The organism is Halobacillus halophilus DSM 2266, from assembly GCF_000284515.1.
GTDB classification, from domain to species: domain Bacteria; phylum Bacillota; class Bacilli; order Bacillales; family Halobacillaceae; genus Halobacillus; species Halobacillus halophilus.
On sequence record NC_017668.1, the window covers coordinates 749,990 to 769,546 of the forward strand.

Sequence of the window (19,557 nt, forward strand, 5' to 3'; positions counted from 1 at the left end):
ATATAAGTATATCTATCGCTTCCCTAACGACCTCCCAATCAAACCAATAATTAGTAGATTTGGACTGGTAGATGCAGGAAAAGTTTCGTGTTACATTTAGAAAAATAGCTTTTGCTCCATATTTTTAGGAGGTGGCTGAAATGCTTGAGACCGTTCAAATCGTTAGTATTCAAAAATCTCATTTGCAGCACATGTACTTATGGGAGCTTGATAAAGAGATTCAGATGAATACAGGGATTGAACACCCGAGAACATATGAACTTTTTTTAAATTCTTTTGCGAAATACTTTCGTGGAGAGAAGCCCCAATATTTTATAAAAGCTGTGGAAGTAAATGGTGAACTTCTTGGAAAAATAGAGCTTTTCTATGATGGAGATAAAAATTATCTCGGAATTTTACTAGCTTCTCAGAGAGATCAGGGCATTGGAACCAGGGCTCTGAATCTATTTTTAATAGAAGTTAAACAGTGTAGGTATGTTGATCGGGTGTATGTGGAAGTCTATGATGATAATGAAAGAAGCTTACATTTCTTTCAGAAGAATAAATTCGTCTATACAGGGGAATCTTCGGCTGAATGGTACAAAAATCAACAGCGGAAATTAGTGACTCTTGTGCGTGATCTTTAAAAAATCCCGCTCTGCCTCATGTACCGATTGTATGAGACAGAGCGTTTTTTATTTCGAAGGAGTCAGTTCTTGCAAATCAACCCGTCTTTTTCTTTTTTGTGATAAAGCTGCTCCCTGGTTGATTAGAGTTAAATTCCATGCATCAGTTCTAGTGATGGAAGGGGTGGTTCTTTCTTCAATAGCTGCTGCCCATTGGTTTATAGGAAGAGGGTATCCAGGAACTTTGGCAGGCTTCGTCCATTCTTCTGTATCCAGTTTTGTGCTCTTAATTCGAATTTCTTTGTTCTCAATCATAAGCGTGCCTTCCGTTCCATATAACTCGAGCTGGAACGGGCTTTTCGAAGAAATAAAACTGGTCTCAAGAACGGCCATAGCCTGGTTGGTATATTCAACTACTGCTACTGACTGATCATCGACACCCCGTTCTGTTAATTGCTGAAGGTGTCCAGTAACCGCGGAAGGCGTACCTAATAACCGGTTTGCTAGATAAATAGGATGGGCACCGAGGTCAATCATAGCCCCGCCTCCGCATTGAGTGGGATTGAAGAATGTATCAGGAAGCCAGCCTGAAGGGGCTGCATCAGAGGGAACGGCTCCATTGTGAGCCGCACGGCATCTTACCATCGTTAATTGACCAAGCAGTCCCTGATTCACGGCTTGCTCTGCGTAGATAAAATAGTCATCGGCCAAACGGGGGAGGGAGACCATCAGTTCAACACCTGCCGCGTCTACTGCGGAAAAAATTTGTTCACAGTCTGCTACAGAAAATGCTAATACTTTTTCTGTGAAAATATGCTTGCCATGTTTAGCAGCCGCTAAAATCAGGTTCTTGTGCTGGTTCGTAGGGGATGCAATAATTACCGCATCAATGTCTGGATCAGAAAGGAGAATTTTAAGATCCTGGACAAATGGAACTTCCAATTTCTCTGCCCACTCTTTACCTCTCGCGGGATCCTCATCCCATACGGCTGAGATTGTAATATTGGGATTATCTTGAGCCTGTGCCGCATAGTCGATAGCGTGCACATGCCACTTACTTAAAAGAGCCACTCGCAACATAATTCTTCCTCCTTGCACTTCAAAAATCTCTTAATCTCCCTGGTTTATTGATTCAAGCGCCTGGCGCAGGTCGCTATAGGTTTCCAACTGATCAAAGTTCATTCCTGCCTGAATAGCAGCCATCGCCATTTCCGTGCGGATGCCAGTCAATACCGTGCGTGTCCCAAGAAGTTCAATGGTCCGGGTTAAGTTAAACAGATCATTAATAAAGATCGTATCAAAGTCTGCAATACCTGAAAAATCAATGAAAAGGATATGGAGACTGTGTTCTTTAACTTTATGTAACGTTTGATCCATGACTACCTCGAACCTGTCTTGTGAGAATTCTCCTACAAGCGGGAGGACGGCTTGATGATGGTTGATTAGAACCACAGGGGTAGAGATGGCATTTAAATGTTTTTCCATTTCGGCATGCTCTTTTTCTTTGGTTTTATTATAATTATCAGTAGTTGCCCGAATCGCTGCATCAAAGGCATAGACAATTTGTTCGGAAACTAGAAATCCTTCTTCTACTTTTCCCACCTTGACCAAGTCGGTTGTGCGCATATGTTTAAGTAAAGAAAGTCGGAAAACGCTGAGAACATCGATGGTTTGTTTTAATAGAACACCTTTTTGATAGAAGTAGTTATCGGAGTCATAACCGATTTCCGCAGCCGTTGTCTCTTCATCCGTTCTCAGTAAACTTTTGGCTACACGGTCTAACAGCCGGCGAAGCATATCAAAGTGGTAATTTAGATCTTTTTCAGTATAATCAATCCCAAGTTGATCAAGTGTGTGGGGTAAAAGTTCGTTGACGAGTACAGTTTGATGTTCGCTGAAATAATCGGCCATTTTTTCATTAAGATTTGCCATATTGTTATCCTCCCATTTGTAAATAAAAATAAGTCACTTATACGGGTGTAAAAAGGGGGATTCATTCCCCTTTTACACCTGGTACAGCAGCATATTGAGTGTGAAAAAACGGTTTAAAAATTCCATTTCTAAAAGCTAAAGGTGTCTGAATCAGTCCGAGCTGGTCGGCGCTATACCTGCCGATGACTCGCTGCAAAGCATAGAGATCATATACACCGTTGCCATCAAAATCAATGGGGTAGAGTTGATTTAATCCCGAAACCCATCCATTCAAAGGCTGTTTTAGCGTTCCGTTTTCATTATAGATTTCTGCTAAATATTTTGAATCACGATTACTGAGGTCAATTGAATAAGATAGCTGAAGCGTTTGATTGACAATTTCTACTCGGTATTGATCTTTGTAGGTAACTGCATATTCAAACCATTCATTAAACTTTTCGTAATCAAACAGCAGGACGGCTTGATTATTTACGAAGGAATAGAGGTAGAAATAACCGAATCCTCCGCTGCCGCCAGAGTTTATGCTTATTAAGATATCGTCTATTCCATTACCTGTGAAATCTCCAAGGAAAATCCTGGGCTGGTAACCCTGACTGGTTGGGAGGGGAATGTGGTAAAGCCGGTTTGAAAACCCGTCCTGTATTACTAAAGTAACGTGGGTAACATAAGGGCTGTCTTCTAGCTTTTGTCCTGTCAGGTAGATGTGATCCTGGATATGGTCACCATTCACATCCCCCTGGGCATGAGCTGTGACAAAATACCGATATCCTGACCGCCATTCATTCTGGTTATACACGTATCTATTCATTATCTGCTCCTCCATTTTTTGGGACACCTTAAGGAATGTAGAATAGTGTATGCCCAAGATAATGGAATTGCGATTCGGCGGGCAGATATGCCCTCAGTTTCAAATACCCATCTTACAGACGGCTGAATCCTTCTTGCTCCAAAAAGTTCACGGCTTCTTCGTAGGAATTGAAGGTACCTTCAAGCTGTTCTTCTGCGTATACGTTATACCCGTCATCTTCTCTCATAAGAATGAGAGCATGATCGTGCTGATTTAACCATTCTTCCATGACCGGATTCTTCTCTGCCTGAGTCATCGCGAGGGAGTCAATGGATTGCCGGATAATGGCTCTTAAGTCTTCCGCTTCATAATCTTTAATGTTGGTCATACCTTTTTGATCCGTCGGATAATCTTCTAATTCTCCCGTATATACAAAACCATTTCCATTAGGATGCAGACGGTAGACGACAATTTTTTTATCATATTTACTTTCTTCGAAATGAAAATTTAAACGTCCTAAAGATACTTCTTTTTTGTCCAATTCATCAAATTCTTCAATGATGGATACTTTTTCTTCAAATGTTAGCATGAGAGCCTCCTGAACCATGTATTAATTTGTTTAGTATAGCATATGAGGTGACGACAAAGCACGGCTATTGTCATATTCGGTAATCAGTGGTATAGTAGTTATGCGATGAGCTGTTTGCGTAAGACGAAGTATGAGCTTTAAAAGCTAAACGACGAATGTGGTCGTCGGTACATTCGCGGCAATATATCAGAAAAGCCTTCCCATCTTGAATGGGAAGGCTTTTTTTAATGTTTTATTTTCTCTTACCAAAGCTCATATGCTCGTAGCGTCCTCGTATGATCTGGTAAATTCCATAAAGGATTAGTCCTGCGGCCACCACACCCAGAATCCATTGACCGAACGGGTTCTGAGCTACTTCAGACAGGGCGCCGTCAAGCCCTTTTGCCTGATCTGGATTGTGAGTAAGGGCGGTTTGTACGAAGAAATAACCAATGAGGCCGAGAACAGAACCACGTGCGATTAGTCCCGCGGTACCTGATTTTCTAGCAACATTATATTCGTGGTGATCCATTTCTCCGGTTCTGAATTTCTTCAGGAACTTCTGCGTTGCCCCTCCAATGAATTCATAAAGACCATATCCAATAATAATGACTCCAATAGCTCCTATAATCCAGGCTCCAAACGGTTGTGCCAGCAATTTGGCAGACATTGTCTGCTTGGAACCTCCACCTCCACTGCTGCTTCCAGCACTGGAAGCAATGTTAATGGCGTTGAGGGCCAGAGCTCCATATACGACACCGCTCACCATATAACCGACTCTGGAAATAATTCCTTTGGCACCTGTACCCTCATTTGTAGGGTCTTTGATAGCCTTTATAAAAACCCAGACAATGTAACATATAAGTCCAATTCCAATAATCCATAAAATGATATTGCCTGAAGGAACACCTGCTAAGGATCTCAGCATGCCGGAAGTACCTGTCGTCTTACCGCCCACACCGATAGCAGCCATAAAGGCAAGGATTCCTACAAGGGCATAAACAACACCTTTAGCCATATACCCGAATCGTGCCAGCCGTCTGATCCACGGTTTTATTTCCTCTTTAGCATCTTTGGCTTTCTGCGCATTAGAAGATGCAGTAGAACTCATGATCGAACACCTCGCTTAGTAATTTTTCTAGGGTTTCAAATAAGAGTTTCCCTATTATTGTAATATAGAAACTAAAAAGGGTGATAAAATTATAATCAAATATTTGGCAATGAATCATACCTGCTAATTTAAAAAATAAAAGCCCTGTGTTCTGAAAAGGAGAGGCTGTAAAAAGGCAAGTACGTCCAGGACCGCAACGTCGTTTGTACATGAAAAGACTAATCCAGGAAGGAAGCCATTTTTCAGAAAAAATGGTGATGAAGGGTTATGATTTATTTTTTGATACCTTATAATAAAATTAGAGAAAAGAAGGTGTAAACGTGTATTTAACCCTAACAGAAACAGCCGAATTTTTAGATTTACCAGAAGAATATGTGCTAAAGATGATTCGGGTGAATAAAATCCGAGCCGTTTATGATGGTGAACAGTACCTTGTTAATAAGAATCAATTTAGTACTCATGTTGAACAGATGGAGAAATACCGGGAAATGATTCAAGATTATTTAAATGAACCTATTCCAGAAGACCCTGATGTAAAAGATGAAGATTAAAAAAAGCAGAGCTTCCAAGGCTCTGCTTTTTCTTTATTGGCGGGATGCAATGGCTTCAATTTCTACTTTAGCGCCTTTAGGAAGTCGGCTGACCTCGACAGCAGCACGTGCAGGATAAGGCTCGCTTAAATAGCTTGCATAGATGTCATTTACCGTTACGAAGTCATCCATTGAATCCAGATAAATATTCATCTTCACTAAATTCTTATAAGACAGTCCGGCTTCTTCCAGGATTGCTCCGATATTTTTCATTACTTGATGAGTCTGGTCCTGAACGTCGTCTGATACAAACTCCATAGAAACTGGGTCAAGTGGAATCTGTCCTGAAATAAATACTAAATTACCGAGGTCACTAGCCTGGGAATAGGGACCAATTGCGGCAGGTGCATGATCTGTCTGAATGGGCTTAAACATAAAAGTCACTCCTATACTGTAAAGATGAATCTATCCTAACACGAGATGAAAAAAATCAGAAATAGATCTATTTATTCCCTGGGCAATAATCGACAACTTTCCTGCATACGGCAAAGGTTTTTTGTAATTAAATTTAACATTAAATCTTTTAATAGTAAGTTTAAGGGGGAGGACCTGGGGAAAATGAATTCCAGGAAGGGAGTGGAAGTTTGGATTACAAAGCACGCTTAGAGAAACAGATTGAAGAACTTAGAATTCGTATGTATGAAATTTACAACCAGAATCCTACCGATGATGAACTTGTTGAAATCTCCCAAGAGCTGGATGACTTATTAAATAAATTCGGAAAATACAAACACAATCTTCCAACCAATCAAGAGTAGGGAGCTTTCCTTACCTAATAAGCTTGATGTATAGATTGAGCTGTGGTAGGTTTAGGTTAATGCCACTTCAATGGTCGTATAAAAACGACTGCGGGAAACTTAACCATTTTCCATTGAAGTGGCAGTTTTAATTTATCGACAAAACCTTTCCAATCTGGAAAGGTATTTTTTTGAGCAAATTCGAATAATTAGAGTGTTCATTTTTTATAAGAGGAGGCACTGTAAAATCACCAACTTGATTTTACAGAAAAGTTCCCGAAACTTGAAGATTTGATTTCGAGATAGTTGGGGTCCGTTGCAAACAATAGATGAGGGCGGCTACGGAAACAACTCGCTTTCCTGCGGCCCTACAAGACGTAAGGTAGATCGACGATGCCACAGGACGTGGAAACCTTAGTCGAACATCCCCCCTTGTGCTGAGCTTCCTAGAGCAAGCTCTGCGGGGTCTCGCCGATCATGTTCATACCATTCTTACACTTTTTTAGTCTTACTCGAAAATCAGAACACAAACCACAAGGAGAGCTATTCAACTCCAGCACCTAGCGGCTAGTGAGACTTCCCTCACTTCTGTACGATAAGACAACATCGAATCGCTCCGCTCTTTGTGTTTTCTTTATCTCCGCCAGCTCAGTCCAGTTCATACGCCGCTGACCAAGGTGCTTCCGCTTTTAACCTAGGAGTCTACATCGCCCCCCTCAGGCCCTATCCAGATCAGAAACTCGAAACCATTTAAGACATCAACGGGTTCAGGAGAAAAAAGCATGTGCTCATGAAGCTGTTCTTATGCTATAAAGATGTAAAATATCCTGTCATAAAAGCATTTAGGACCGATTAGGAAGGAGAGCATTCTCTCTTATAAAAGCGTCCGTTATTCTCACTAGGGCGAGGTTGGTGGGGAAATGGCGAGACTCCCATGGGAGAAGGGACTAGGTGAGATCCCGCAGGGAGTGAAACGAGCGAGGAAGCTCATGGTAAAAGGAGGATCGACTAAGGTCGCCACGTCCTGTGGCAACGTCGATCGACCCTACGTCGTGTAGGGCCATAGGAAAGTGTTCAAATGTGGAATCACCCCGAAAGACACGACCAGCATAAGCCGAGCATCAAAAGGATGGTGGTTTTTCCGTCCGTTGATGAACGGCTTATGTCTCGAGTGTCTGGGTGATGGAACAAGACGAGTTATTTCCCCACCAACCCTTATCCACCTAAGGTAACGGACCCATTTATCTCGAGATCGAGTCTTCAACTATCTGGCCCGATTGGGGAATAAGTGTCCTCTAAACAATCACCAACGTTTATTCGAGACAAAAAGGAGGAAACATGAAAAACTCTTTGGAAGTCTGCAGCTATTTGAGTAGGTGAATATTACGATCAATAGTTCATGATCCTGGTAAAATTTACACGCCTTCATTCCTTATATGACAGGATTAACTAATGCAAACGCTTTAATGATAAGAAAAAAAAGAGAAAAAAATTAATTTTCGGAAATTGGGTTGTCTTTCCATGATGGGCTCGCTAGAATACTTCTTACATTCATTTTTGAAAGGAGGCTCAGCGATGGTCACATTTATCGCTTCCATCTTATTACTTATTGTCGGTTACATTGTTTATGCGAAGGTGGTGGAGCGAATTTTTGGTATAAACGATCAGCAGGAAACTCCTGCTTATACCAAAAATGACGGCTTCGATTTTATGCCTATGAGCTGGTGGAAAGCGAGCTTAATCCAACTGCTTAATATTGCTGGACTTGGCCCTATTTTTGGCGCTGTATTAGGCGCATTGTACGGCCCTGTAGCATTTATATGGATTGTTATAGGTTCCATATTTGCAGGGGCAGTGCACGATTACTTCTCCGGGATGCTTTCCCTTCGCCATAAAGGCGCTCAATATCCGGAATTAGTCGGTAAATATTTAGGCAAGCCGGTAAAAACAGTAATTAATTTACTTTCCATCGCACTAATGGTGCTCGTCGCTGCAGCCTTTACGGCAGGACCGGCCCAGTTAATGGCCGAGGTTACGCCCCTTGGATTCTTTACATCGATCATTATTATCTTTGCTTATTTCCTGGTAGCTACCGTGCTGCCTGTCAATAAAGTCATTGGAAAGGTATATCCGATCTTTGGTGCTGTTTTAATCTTTATGGCAGTTTCTATAGGGATTGGGATTTTCTTTTTCGACCAATCGATCCCTAACCTAACCCTAAGCAACTTGCACCCTCAAGAACTGCCGGTCTGGCCCATGCTGATGGTTACAATTTCCTGCGGGGCTATATCCGGTTTCCATAGTACGCAAAGTCCAATCCTTGCCCGTACGTTGAAAAAAGAAAGCGAAGGACGTAAAGTGTTCTTCGGAGCTATGATCGCCGAAGGGATTATAGCACTCATATGGGCTGCAGCTGGCATGACGTTTTTTGGAAGTACAGGTGCTCTGCAAGCCGCGCTTGATGCAGGTGGACCAGCCGGTGTTGTAAACGAAATCAGCAGTACAACACTTGGTACCTTTGGAGGAGTTCTTGCCGTGCTTGGTGTGATTATCCTTCCGATTACCACAGGAGATACCGCTCTTCGTTCTTCAAGGATGATGCTTGTAGATGCGGTAAGACCTCTTCTTAGTAAGGAACTGAATGGGAAATGGGTACCGATTCTATTTGCCATTCCTGTAGCTATTCCAGCTTTCTTATTAACTCAGATGGATTACAGCTTTCTATGGCGCTATGTAGGGTGGTCGAACCAGGTGGTAGCTACCGTGATGCTATGGACAGGTGCTATGTATTTGCTCAAGAATCATAAGTTTCATTGGATCTGCAGTGTACCGGCCTTATTCATGACAGCCGTCGTGAGTTCTTACATTTTTTATGCCCCGGAAGGTTTTGGGCTCGCTTACTCCACTTCCATGATTATCGGTGCAGTTATATGGACAGCCGTGGCTTTATGGTTCGTTAGACAGCTATTTAAACAGAAACAAACGATAAATGAAGAAGTGGTGGCTAAAAAAGCCGGATAATTTAACAAAGAGCCGTTCCTATCTAATAGGAACGGCTCTATTAATGGAATATTTTCACTTAAGGTTTTTTCTGATATACTGGATAATTTTACGGAGTTCCTTCGGATGCGGGCGGCCAAAAGGACTCGTCTGACGCTGCTGATAAAGTAGTTTTCCATCTCCATCTGTTAAAAAATAGGCAGGTTCCCCATGGGTCCCATGATCTTCATAAGGACTGTTTTCATCATGATAGTGAATTCCGTATTGATTAAGAACATGAAGTTCTTGATCAGCTAAAACCCTTAGGGAAAGATCGTGTTTTTTCACCATGTTATAGAGACCGTCCTTATGGTCTGCCGAGATAGTTGTAAGATGTACCTGGTGGTTATCGAAGTATTCATGACTCTCTTCTAAATCTTTTAACTCTTGTATGCAGGCAGGGCACCAGGAGCCCCTGAAATAAATCAGCAGGTGCCAGTCATCTCCATTTTCCTGGAGGAATTCTTTTAATGAAAAATTATTCCCGGTAACGGACGGCAGGGTGAAGTCAGGAACTTGGTCGTTTAGGCTCAATGGACTCATGAGTTGACCTCCTTTTTGTCTATTACTTAAACAATACCCTTTCTTACAGAGCCTAACACAAGGTTTGTTATAAAATGGAAGTGGGAATGTGTAGTAAGGATTAAGAAAGAAGGAGGAATAATGATGAGTAAACTAAAAGCTTTGTTTATTAATACTTCCTTAAAGAAGTCGGAAGAACCATCCAATACACAAGCCCTTTGGGAAGAAGTAGAGAAAATCTATGATAAAAAAGAAGTAGAATATGAGTCTCTTCGCTTGGCGGACTACCATATACCACCAGGTATCAGCGCGGATTTAGGCGGTGGAGATGAGTGGCCGCAAGTTTTAGAAAAGATAAAAGCCTCAGATATTTTAATTGTTGGATCTCCTATTTGGCTGGGGCAGCAAAGCAGCATTGCCACCACCTTAATTGAAAGACTAAACGGCAGCGGAAGTGAGACCAATGAAAAGGGGCAGCCTATTTTCTATAACAAAGTAGCCGGAATAGTTATTACCGGGAATGAAGACGGTGCGAAGAAGGTAGCCGAAAGCATTCTTTATCGGCTTGCAGCTCTTGGATTTACCATTCCGCCTAATGTGGATGCTTACTGGGTAGGGGAAGCAGGTCCAGGACCATCCTATATGGAAGCGGAAGGTATTCAAAATGACTTTACTAAAAGCCGAGTCAAAATGCTTGGATACAACACCACTCATCTGGCTGAAATCTACCGGAATCATCCGATTCCTGCAGAAGGGAATACAACAGAATAAGCTTTAGGTGAAAAGCAGTTCCGTAAAAGCGTCCACTATATGATGGACACGCTGCTACGGAACTGCTAATTTTTTGGATGCTTTTCTAGAGATGGAATAATCTTACAGTATTTTGATAAATGATGCGGTACACAGTCTGCAAAGGCAGGCATTTAATTTCACTGATTTTAGCGATCGAGTCGTGCATCATAACAGGATGAGTCATCTTGTCTTTGAACGGCCCTTCAAAAGGCCAGGGGCCATCCGTTTCAACCATAATCCGGTTCAAAGGATATACCTCGATCAATTTCTGAATTTTAGTTTTGTAAACACAATCAGGTGTGACAGAGATATAATAGTCATTTTCCATTAAAGTCTGGATTGTAGTAGCACTTCCTTTAAACCAATGGAAGTGGGCATTTCTGACACCATATTTTTTTAACAGATCGCAGACGAGATCAGCATCTTCATAGATAGCATGTAAAACAATAGGCTTGTTCAGCTCTGCCGCAAGCTTAATAAAATGTTCAAGCAATTTTACATAAGCTTCCACATCTATAGATGGATCTTCTTTTCTGGAATAGTAGGGGAGTCCAACTTCTCCAATGGCAGAGATGCTGCTGCTATATCTTCGAGCGAGCGAAGTAATATCCTCGATTTCCTCCTTTGAAGGAAGCGGCTGCTCGGGATGGTAACCAAGCGCCGGTTTAATTCTCTTATCATCTAGAGCGATCGTAAGATTCTTGATTCCTGAAGTGAGGTGACTGGATACGGTAATCATGGATGCTATACCGTTGGCCTCGAGACTTTCAAGGATTTCTCTTCGGTCCTTTTCTGTGTAAAGATCAAAATGAATATGGGCATCTACGATAGAAGCAGTCATACCAATACCTTCAATTCTTCAAAAATTTCTTTCTTCCAGTTTAAAAATTCACGGGTCAGCATAAGAGAAGAATGCCGGGGTCTGGCAAAAGGGATATTGAACTCTTTCTGGACCTTTGCCGGCCGATCTGATAATACAATTACCCGGTCTGATAGAAATATAGCTTCCTCAATATTGTGGGTAACAAATAGAATAGATCGCCGATGTTCTGTCCAAATCGACAGCAGCCATTCCTGCATGTCCATCCTGGTAAACTCATCTAAAGCGGAGAAGGGCTCATCTAAACAGATTAAAGATTGCGGACTGAGCAGGCTTCTTATGAAGGAAGCTCTTTGTTTCATCCCACCGGATAATTGGGAGGGATAGGCCTGTTCATACCCTTCAAGTCCGGCCAGTTGAATCATTTTGAGAGCTTCTGCTTTATTTGGCTTTTCGATAATTTCACAGCCCAGAATCACATTTTCCAGAATAGTGCGCCAGGGAAGGAGAGAAGGACTTTGCGGCATATAACTAATTCTGCCTTTTTCACCAGTGGTTCGCTCTCCATTAATATAAATATCCCCTGAGTCGGGTGGGTAGAGCCCGCCAATTAAATGAAACAGCGTACTTTTCCCACTGCCGGAAGGCCCTAGTATGGAAACAAATTCTCCTTCCTGAATAGAGAAGCTCACATTTTGAAGAATAATAGAGGAATCAAAAGATTTCGTCAGCTGATCGACGACTAATTTATTCATGAGCACCACTTCCTTTCCTTTGCCAGTTTGTGAGTCTATTTTCTAATAAGTTAATTAGCAGGAAAAAAAGCAGACTTAACCCCATTATTAAAAAAATGGCTACAAAAACCCGGTCTGTACGGAAAGAGGAAGAAGCGAGGGTCATATAGACTCCTATGCCTCTATTGGCCCCGAGCCATTCCGAGATAACAGCGCCCATGACACTGTAGGCTGCTGATATTTTCACCCCTGAAAAAATAGCCGGCAGGGCGTTTGGCCATTCCAGTTTCCTGAAAATCTGTCCCTTCGTAGCACCTGCCATTTTCATATAATGCATCCATTCAGGGTTTGTCTGACGAAGACCATCCATGGCTGCAATCGCAATAGGAAAGAAGCAGACAAGTACGATAATAATCAATTTAGGTAACGCCCCGAATCCAAACCATATGACAAGCAAGGGAGCAAGGACGATGATCGGGATGTTTTGTGACAAGATGAGTAAGGGATACAAGGCTTCTCTTACTACTGGAAGCAGGTGAAGAAAGACCGCGAGTAATAACCCGAACATAACCCCAATCATAAATCCTGAAAACGTTAAACGAATGGTTGAAAAAAGGTGGGGAGCGTAATCCGTCCAGCCGTTTATGCCAGTTTCCATAATTAAGCTCGGCGGTGGTAAGAGCCATTCTGGGATGTCAAACCAACGGCTGCAGAGCTCCCATAAAAGAATGAAAAGGAGGAGAACCGCAACGGGCCTCCATCCTCTGATGAATCTTTGAGTCATGTTCGATATTTCGATGTTAAATCATCCATCGAAGCTCCTGATGGCTGATAAAGAACTTTAATCTGAGAAATGACATTGCTGCACCCTTTTTCAACCATAGCTTCGTTCATTTTTTCGATTAAACCAAAAATTGTGGAGAGCTCTCCTTCGATCGTTGTTTCAAGAGGATGGACTTCGTACTTTAGTCCCGATTTTTCAATGAGTGAAATCGCATGATCCACATAAGGGATAACATCCTCGTTCTTCTCGGTTTTTGGTATGATTTGAATGCTGACAAGTGAATTAGACAACTCATTTTCCTCCTTTATTCTGGTAAAAATTCGTTCGTAAATGCCTCATTAGCCTTCAGTTTTTCTTCAAGCAAGTCATGATTGTACATCCACTCGGCGTAACTGCTCCAGACCTCTTCCTTTTGGATGCCCCACTGATCTGCATCATCTTTATATTTAGGTGACAGCCATTCTTGACTGGCTTTTACCAGCTCTGGATCGAGGTCCGGCACAGCTTCTATGAGAATATCAGCCGCCTGATCAGGTTTTTCGATCGCAAATTCGTATCCTTTTGAGACAGCAGCCATAAATGCTTGTACAGTCTCAGGATTCTCATTCATCATCGTTTCGCTCGTCGTTAAGACAGGTGTATAATAATCCAATTTCTTAGAGTAGTCCGTTAGGTATTGCATATTAAGCTCTTGTCCTCGAAGTTCGGCTTCCACACCTGTCCACCCGTAATAAATCCAGGCAAAATCGATATCCCGTTCTACGGCCGTAAAAAAGTCCGTATTTCCCATATTTACAATTTCAACCTCAGAAACATTAGCATTTTCTTTCTGCATGAGAGAAGAGAGGACCGCTTCTTCTACAGGAGCACCCCAACCTCCGTACGTCTTTCCTTCGTAATCAGCTGGAGAGGTAATGCCTTTATCCTTGGGAGAGGCAAAACCTGACGTATTATGCTGGATAATAGCTCCGATCGATACCACAGGAATGTCCTGAATACGAGCTTCTGTCAATGTTTCTTGAGCACTGATCCCAAATTCTGCTTTTTGCGAGGCGACAAGCTGATCGGCACCCGCTTCACCTGGAAGCATGATTTCCACATCCAGTCCTTGCTCCTTAAAAAAACCTTCAGCCTGAGCCACATAAATTCCGGTGTGGTTGGTGTTAGGCGTCCAGTCCAATACCAGTTTAACCGAGTTCGTTTCCTCTTGCTTGGCTGCAGCTTCTTCACTTTTTCCGTCATTGGATGAGCAGCCCATTACTGATAAAGCCATCATGAATAGGATGATTATTTTTTTCAATTGATTCCCTCCTAATTATATGTTCATCAGAGAGATTAATAGAGTAGAGGGAAGAACCGGCGGAGGTATTCCAGAGTTTAATGCATACAAAAAGCACCCTGGTACCATAACCTAGGGTGCATATATAGTAATCGATCAGAAATATCGCTACTTATGTTTCCTACGCTGGTATCAACCAGTTCAGGTTCTAAGGGTCAGTATCATTAAAGGATACAATCTCAACCAGCTACACTGGTCCCCCTACATTGAAACTATTCAATTTGATGAACAACGTTATAATTTTACTGTGCCATAACGAAGTAGATTTAGCAAGTACTATAATCTTATTCCTAGTAAACAGATAGGCTTTTTGTGTTAAGATAAAGGAAATCGTTATTACAGAAAGGGAGTTCCTTTTTATGAGTAAAATTTATATACTTCACGAGAACGATGAGTGGACCGTTCACTTAACAGAACGTTTAGAAGAATTAGAACTGCCATATGAATTATGGCACCTGGATCAAGGTACATTAGACTTAACAGCAGAGCCGCCGGAGGGAATTTTCTATAATCGGATCAGTGCATCCTCTCACACGAGAAATCACCGCTACGCTCCTGAATTTGCTGGGGCAGTCCTTTCCTGGCTGGAACGCCACGGCAGGACGGTCGTAAATGGAACAGAAGCATTGAACCTTGAAATAAGTAAAGTGAATCAATACATGGCACTGAATCAACAAGGGATCCGTACTCCAAAAACGATCTCAGCTGTTGGGAAAGAGAATATATTGAAAGCTGCAGATAAGCTGGGAATGGATTCATTTATCACAAAGCACAACCGGGCTGGTAAAGGACAGGGCGTACAGCTGTTTCATTCTAAAGAAGCACTTCAGGAATATGTGGAAGGCTCTGGATTTGAAGAACCTGTCGATGGTATCACCTTAATTCAACAGTATATCGAAGCACCAGAGCCGTATATCGTACGTCATGAGTTCGTAAACGGGAAGTTTCTTTATGGAGTGAAAGTAGACACGTCCGAAGGGTTTGAATTGTGCCCGGCTGATGCGTGCTCGATTGAGGATCAGTTTTGCCCAACCGATGCAGAAGAATCAGAGGAAAAAGCAAAATTTGAAATTCTGGAAAATTACCGTCCAGCAATTATTGACGACTTCGAGGCTTTTCTACAGGCGAATCATATCCAAGTGGCCGCTATTGAAGCTATTCAAGATCAAGATGGGAATTTATATGCTTACGATGTGAACACGAATACGAATTATAACTCGGATGCGGAAGCAAAAGCCGGCGTGTACGGAATGCTTGAGCTTGCTAAGTATTTAGGGCACCTGCTGGATCCAGTACGTGTTTAATAAAGAAAGCCATTTTCCTCAGAGGAAAATGGCTTTCTTAAATAGAAATTAGTTTAATGGCGTTTGCTTAACCAGAGAACTCCTGATTTGGCGAGCCTTGGTAAAACACCGGTCATCGGTTTTTGCAGCATGTTGCCAAAGCCATCATTCTTACCAAGAGAACCTAAAGCGCCTTTTAGTTTAACCTCGCCTGGAGGAACCGGAACACGATTTTTAAGAAAGGCCAATATGACTTCCGCTACTTTTTCTCCTTGTTGTCCTGCTAATTGTGCACTTGGAGAGTGTTCGGCAGATGCGCAGTCTCCGATCACGTAAACGTTTTGGTGGCTTGGAACCTGATAGTAATCATTTACAATAACCTTATTTTGAATATCTTTATCAAAAGGAAGCTCTCTAACCAGGTAATTCGGCTGCACGCCTGCTGTCCAGACCGTAACATCATTCATATAGCAGAGACCGTTATTGCAAACGCCGTCTCGTTCAACGTATTCTACGTTCGCGTTATGAATGACCTCCACATCGCGCTCATGGAACCATTTTTCTACATACTTTTGAATTTTATGGTCGAATGCTTTCAGTACCGTCTCACCACGATCGAGCAAACGAATGTTTAAATCAGAACGGCTTTCGCGTACTTCTGAAGCCACTTCGATACCGCTTAATCCCGCTCCGACAATCGTCACTTTTCCGTAGGCTCCCAAATTATTAATGGAGTAGCCTGCGCTTCGGGCTTGGGAGAAAGATTGTACACTTTCCGTAAACTCCCTTGCGCCTTCAATTCCGTGATAATTGTCCTCACATCCAAGGCCGATTACAAGATAATCGTACTCGATGTCATAGGCAAAGTTCTTCATTAGAACCTTTTCGTTTTCAACATCAATTTTTTCGATCTCGTCAAATACATACTCCACTTGATCATGTTCTGGAAAGTCCACACGGGCATGACGATCTGACTCAGTACCGGCAGCAATTGTGTAAAATTCTGTTTTTAGTGAATGGTAGGGGTTACGGTCCACAACAACGATATGTACATCTTTTGGTAAATCATCTAAAAGACCATGTAATATATTGAGGCCACCGTACCCGCCGCCTAAAATGACTAACCGTTTCATGCATCAACACCACCTTTTTAAATTCATTCTCAGCTGCTCACATTCAGGTGCATCACCGATTTATGTCGAAAACGCTTACGGTTTTCTCACTATTTTAAGATTATCAAAATTCTGCCTGAAAAACTAGAAGAAGTGAACAATTCGTGACAAGTTTCACGAGTTCCTCTTATTTTGTGAGAATTTCTCTAAAAATATCATAGTTATAACAAGGATTTATTAAATCACCATATAGCTTGTTAAACATAAGATCCAAACACTGGAATAATCGAACTCAAGATATTTGGGCCCGTTACTAAAATGGGTACGAGGGTTGGTTGGGAAATAATTCGCTTTCCTGCAGGGGAACTGGCAAGCCTCCTCGTTCGTTATCACTCCCTGTGGGGTCTCGCCTCGCTCCTTCTCCCACGGGAGTCTCATCATTTCCCAACCAGCCCAACTGATATTTAGTGAACGATCCCTGCCGATAGAAAAAGTGGAGAACCTAAAATCGTGTTAAAGGCTTTTATAGAAACATTTATCCCCTCTGGACAGACTCGGAATTTAAAGTTGGTTACAGGTCATCCTCCTCAAATGGAGCCATATACGTAGAGAATTTCGAGCTCTCCATGATCGCAAAGAGCCGTTCCCTGGAGCCCATTTCTCCACACAATATCTCGAAACTGAGTATTCAACTATACGGCCCTTTAGTGCAAGAACTTCTTTTAGTACAGCTGAATTAGCTCTTTGACCAGGTATGGTGCAAATATCTTTATGGTAGTGAAAGGAAAATGGTAAGGTTATTACATAAAACCAGCGTAGAAAGGAATTCTGCATGAAACACGTACATAGTGATATTATACAATTTCGGGGAAGTCATTATAATTTTGGCTATTATCAGGGCGAGTTATTACGAAATTCGTGGTCTGTTAAAAATAGAGAAAAGCAATGGAAAGTGAGAAAACCTCGTTTCACCGTAGAAGAACAAGAGGTGAAAGAAGCCATTACGCGTTTTGCTCCGGGCCTATGGGATGAACTTCTTGGACTTAGAGATGCTCTCGGCTGGCCGATGGAACGTATTATGATGGAGTTTGGCGGGTATCGAATTGACTACAAACGTTCCGGCTGTTCCATCATAACCGGGGAAGGTTATTTCATTCGGAATTATGACTATATGCCGAAAACCTATGAAGGGCGCTACAGTCTTTTTCAGCCAACAGATCAAGGATACGCTATGATCGGACCGACCCAAAGAATTACAGGAAGAATGGACGGTATGAATGAAAAGGGACTTGTACTCGGATATAATTTTATGCACAGGAAACGTCCGGGGGATGGGTTTATATGCTGTGCGATCGGGCGTATGATACTCGAATCCTGCGCTAGTGTTGAAGAAGCGGTGACTATGCTTAAAGAAATTCCTCACCGTCATTCATTCAGCTATACCGTTTTTGATAAGAGCAACCAAACATTTGTAATTGAAGCTTCCCCAAGAGGGGTAGAGGTGAGAGAATCGAATGTCTGCACCAACCACTTTGAAATTTTGACCAAAGAAAATCGGAACCACCTTGTTGATTCTAAAAAGCGGGAAAGCGCGATCAATACAAACCGCAGTTCCTTGCAAAATGCGGAAGAAGCGTTTGAATTCATGAATGGAACTACAAGAGGCGTGTTTTCTAAACTATACAGCAGCTGGGCCGGTACCATTCATACAGCGGGCTACCTTCCACAGGAAATGAAAGCCTGGTTTTCCCTTGGAGGAGACCAGCCTCCGGTAGAATTTGATTTTAACCAATGGCTGCGAGGGCAAGACATCCAACTGGAAAAAATAACAGGACTTGTCGATACGGATATTCCGTTCGCCCATATGGAAGACGGGGCTTACTGGTCAGGTAAAAAATAAGGAAAACCTTCTGCTTACACGAGCAGAAGGTTTTTTATAATATCTTCATCCGCTAAACTTAAAGAAAGTGAAAAAGGAGAGAGTTTATGAAAAATGTAATGGTTTCCTGGAGTGGAGGTAAGGACAGTTCCCTTGCGTTGTTTAAAATGCTGAATGACCCAACTATTAAAGTCAAAGGGTTATTTTCTACCGTTTCTTCTGAAAGCGACCGCCTGCCGATGCATGAAGTTAAGCGAACCTGGCTTACAAGGCAGGCGGAAGCGATTGGTCTGCCTCACTACGAATTAGAATTGCCTTTACAGGCGTCAAATGAAATTTACGAAAAAGAGCTCCATAAGCAGTTTGAGCAGTTCAAAAAACAAGCAGTTCAGGCTATCGTGTATGCTGATTTGTTTCTCGAGGATATAAGGAACTATCGTGATGAACTATTGAAACGAATGGACATGCAAGGCGTTTACCCACTCTGGGGTACGAATTCTGAGGAAATCGCCCATGAATTTCTAAGGCGAGGGTTTAAGGCAGTGATTACGACGGTTGATACTGACCAGCTTTCTGGAGAGTTTGCGGGTCATATGTACAATGAAGATTTCTTAAGACAGCTTCCAGCATCCGTGGATCCTTGCGGTGAATATGGAGAATTTCATACATTTGTTTTCGACGGACCTATATTTAATCAACCGATCTCTATAAGAACAGGGGATTCTTTTTCGACGATGAATGAACGATTTGGTCATATAGAGCTGAAGGAATAATTTAAACAAATCTTAAGAGTGGGCAGTTCTGGTAACATTTGTGTCTTTCATTAACCGGTTTGTCCTCTTAATTTTTATTATTTTTAAGAGAATAGCGGTATATAAACTATGATAGGATGGTAATGATATCAGTTATTAATTACTTTATTA

At 42.1% G+C, this 19,557-nt stretch carries 21 protein-coding genes and 1 riboswitch; of the genes, 8 read left to right on the forward strand and 13 right to left on the reverse strand.

The genetic code is table 11. From position 1 onward, the window contains the following. Positions 1 to 140: 140 nt before the first annotated feature. Entirely contained in the window at positions 141 to 626 is a 486-nt protein-coding gene (locus HBHAL_RS03720; protein ID WP_014642007.1) for a GNAT family N-acetyltransferase, read from the forward strand. A 48-nt stretch (positions 627 to 674) separates the two neighbouring features. Here HBHAL_RS03720 and HBHAL_RS03725 read toward each other — a convergent pair whose 3' ends face one another. From HBHAL_RS03725 to HBHAL_RS03745, 5 genes are all read right to left on the reverse strand, one after another. Next, positions 675 to 1,685: a Gfo/Idh/MocA family protein gene (locus HBHAL_RS03725; RefSeq protein WP_014642008.1), complete on the reverse strand. Its 1,011-nt coding sequence runs from the start codon at positions 1,683 to 1,685 to the stop codon at positions 675 to 677. Positions 1,686 to 1,715: 30 nt separating this feature from the next. Further along, entirely contained in the window at positions 1,716 to 2,537 is an 822-nt protein-coding gene (locus HBHAL_RS03730) for an STAS domain-containing protein (protein ID WP_014642009.1), read from the reverse strand. Positions 2,538 to 2,598: 61 nt separating this feature from the next. Next, a complete protein-coding gene (locus tag HBHAL_RS03735) occupies positions 2,599 to 3,345 on the reverse strand; it encodes a hypothetical protein (protein WP_014642010.1) in 747 nt (248 codons plus the stop codon). A gap of 112 nt (positions 3,346 to 3,457) precedes the next feature. Then, positions 3,458 to 3,913, reverse strand: coding sequence for a hypothetical protein (locus tag HBHAL_RS03740; protein WP_014642011.1), 456 nt, complete (start codon positions 3,911 to 3,913; stop codon positions 3,458 to 3,460). 232 nt (positions 3,914 to 4,145) lie between these two features. After that, entirely contained in the window at positions 4,146 to 5,003 is an 858-nt protein-coding gene (locus HBHAL_RS03745) for a DUF1206 domain-containing protein (RefSeq protein ID WP_014642012.1), read from the reverse strand. Between the two features lie 320 nt (positions 5,004 to 5,323). On the opposite strand from HBHAL_RS03745, the gene HBHAL_RS03750 reads away from it, so the two are divergent. After that, positions 5,324 to 5,554, forward strand: coding sequence for an excisionase family DNA-binding protein (locus HBHAL_RS03750; protein ID WP_014642013.1), 231 nt, complete (start codon positions 5,324 to 5,326; stop codon positions 5,552 to 5,554). A gap of 33 nt (positions 5,555 to 5,587) precedes the next feature. On the opposite strand, the gene HBHAL_RS03755 is transcribed toward HBHAL_RS03750, so the two are convergent. Then, positions 5,588 to 5,968, reverse strand: coding sequence for a RidA family protein (locus HBHAL_RS03755; RefSeq protein ID WP_014642014.1), 381 nt, complete (start codon positions 5,966 to 5,968; stop codon positions 5,588 to 5,590). A gap of 209 nt (positions 5,969 to 6,177) precedes the next feature. On the opposite strand from HBHAL_RS03755, the gene HBHAL_RS20700 reads away from it, so the two are divergent. Together HBHAL_RS20700 and HBHAL_RS03760 are read left to right on the forward strand one after the other, a co-directional pair. Continuing rightward, positions 6,178 to 6,351: an aspartyl-phosphate phosphatase Spo0E family protein gene (locus tag HBHAL_RS20700; RefSeq protein WP_014642015.1), complete on the forward strand. Its 174-nt coding sequence runs from the start codon at positions 6,178 to 6,180 to the stop codon at positions 6,349 to 6,351. Positions 6,352 to 7,905: 1,554 nt separating this feature from the next. Continuing rightward, entirely contained in the window at positions 7,906 to 9,351 is a 1,446-nt protein-coding gene (locus HBHAL_RS03760) for a carbon starvation CstA family protein (protein ID WP_041601189.1), read from the forward strand. A gap of 54 nt (positions 9,352 to 9,405) precedes the next feature. Here the strand turns inward: HBHAL_RS03760 and HBHAL_RS03765 are convergent, their stop codons facing one another. Then, a complete protein-coding gene (locus HBHAL_RS03765; protein ID WP_014642017.1) occupies positions 9,406 to 9,912 on the reverse strand; it encodes a peroxiredoxin family protein in 507 nt (168 codons plus the stop codon). A 123-nt stretch (positions 9,913 to 10,035) separates the two neighbouring features. Between HBHAL_RS03765 and HBHAL_RS03770 the strand changes: the two genes are divergently transcribed. After that, on the forward strand, positions 10,036 to 10,662 hold the full coding sequence (locus tag HBHAL_RS03770) for a flavodoxin family protein (RefSeq protein WP_041601190.1): 627 nt from the start codon (positions 10,036 to 10,038) through the stop codon (positions 10,660 to 10,662). A gap of 85 nt (positions 10,663 to 10,747) precedes the next feature. On the opposite strand, the gene HBHAL_RS03775 is transcribed toward HBHAL_RS03770, so the two are convergent. Genes HBHAL_RS03775 through HBHAL_RS03795 form a run of 5 tightly spaced genes read right to left on the reverse strand, consistent with a single transcriptional unit; the run spans position 10,748 to position 14,321 of the window. After that, a complete protein-coding gene (locus HBHAL_RS03775) occupies positions 10,748 to 11,524 on the reverse strand; it encodes a TatD family hydrolase (protein ID WP_014642019.1) in 777 nt (258 codons plus the stop codon). Next, complete coding sequence (locus HBHAL_RS03780; RefSeq protein WP_014642020.1) at positions 11,521 to 12,258, reverse strand: ABC transporter ATP-binding protein; 738 nt, start codon at positions 12,256 to 12,258, stop codon at positions 11,521 to 11,523. The genes HBHAL_RS03775 and HBHAL_RS03780 overlap by 4 nt, the downstream gene beginning before the upstream one ends. Next, positions 12,251 to 13,021: an ABC transporter permease gene (locus tag HBHAL_RS03785; RefSeq protein WP_014642021.1), complete on the reverse strand. Its 771-nt coding sequence runs from the start codon at positions 13,019 to 13,021 to the stop codon at positions 12,251 to 12,253. Before HBHAL_RS03785 ends, HBHAL_RS03780 begins: the two co-directional genes overlap by 8 nt. After that, positions 13,018 to 13,311, reverse strand: a complete 294-nt coding sequence (locus HBHAL_RS03790) for a thiamine-binding protein (protein WP_014642022.1) — start codon at positions 13,309 to 13,311, stop codon at positions 13,018 to 13,020. Before HBHAL_RS03790 ends, HBHAL_RS03785 begins: the two co-directional genes overlap by 4 nt. Positions 13,312 to 13,325: 14 nt before the next feature. Then, positions 13,326 to 14,321 (reverse strand): ABC transporter substrate-binding protein, encoded by a 996-nt coding sequence (locus tag HBHAL_RS03795; protein WP_014642023.1) that lies wholly within the window; start codon positions 14,319 to 14,321, stop codon positions 13,326 to 13,328. Between the two features lie 140 nt (positions 14,322 to 14,461). Further along, a riboswitch (TPP riboswitch) is annotated at positions 14,462 to 14,573 on the reverse strand. Positions 14,574 to 14,719: 146 nt separating this feature from the next. Between HBHAL_RS03795 and HBHAL_RS03800 the strand changes: the two genes are divergently transcribed. After that, complete coding sequence (locus HBHAL_RS03800) at positions 14,720 to 15,664, forward strand: ATP-grasp domain-containing protein (protein WP_014642025.1); 945 nt, start codon at positions 14,720 to 14,722, stop codon at positions 15,662 to 15,664. A 53-nt stretch (positions 15,665 to 15,717) separates the two neighbouring features. On the opposite strand, the gene HBHAL_RS03805 is transcribed toward HBHAL_RS03800, so the two are convergent. Then, entirely contained in the window at positions 15,718 to 16,776 is a 1,059-nt protein-coding gene (locus HBHAL_RS03805; protein WP_014642026.1) for an NAD(P)/FAD-dependent oxidoreductase, read from the reverse strand. 811 nt (positions 16,777 to 17,587) lie between these two features. Here HBHAL_RS03805 and HBHAL_RS03810 point away from each other — a divergent pair. Both HBHAL_RS03810 and HBHAL_RS03815 read left to right on the forward strand, forming a co-directional pair. Beyond that, positions 17,588 to 18,655 (forward strand): C45 family autoproteolytic acyltransferase/hydolase, encoded by a 1,068-nt coding sequence (locus HBHAL_RS03810; RefSeq protein ID WP_014642027.1) that lies wholly within the window; start codon positions 17,588 to 17,590, stop codon positions 18,653 to 18,655. A gap of 86 nt (positions 18,656 to 18,741) precedes the next feature. After that, a complete protein-coding gene (locus tag HBHAL_RS03815; RefSeq protein WP_014642028.1) occupies positions 18,742 to 19,407 on the forward strand; it encodes a Dph6-related ATP pyrophosphatase in 666 nt (221 codons plus the stop codon). Positions 19,408 to 19,557: the final 150 nt, after the last annotated feature.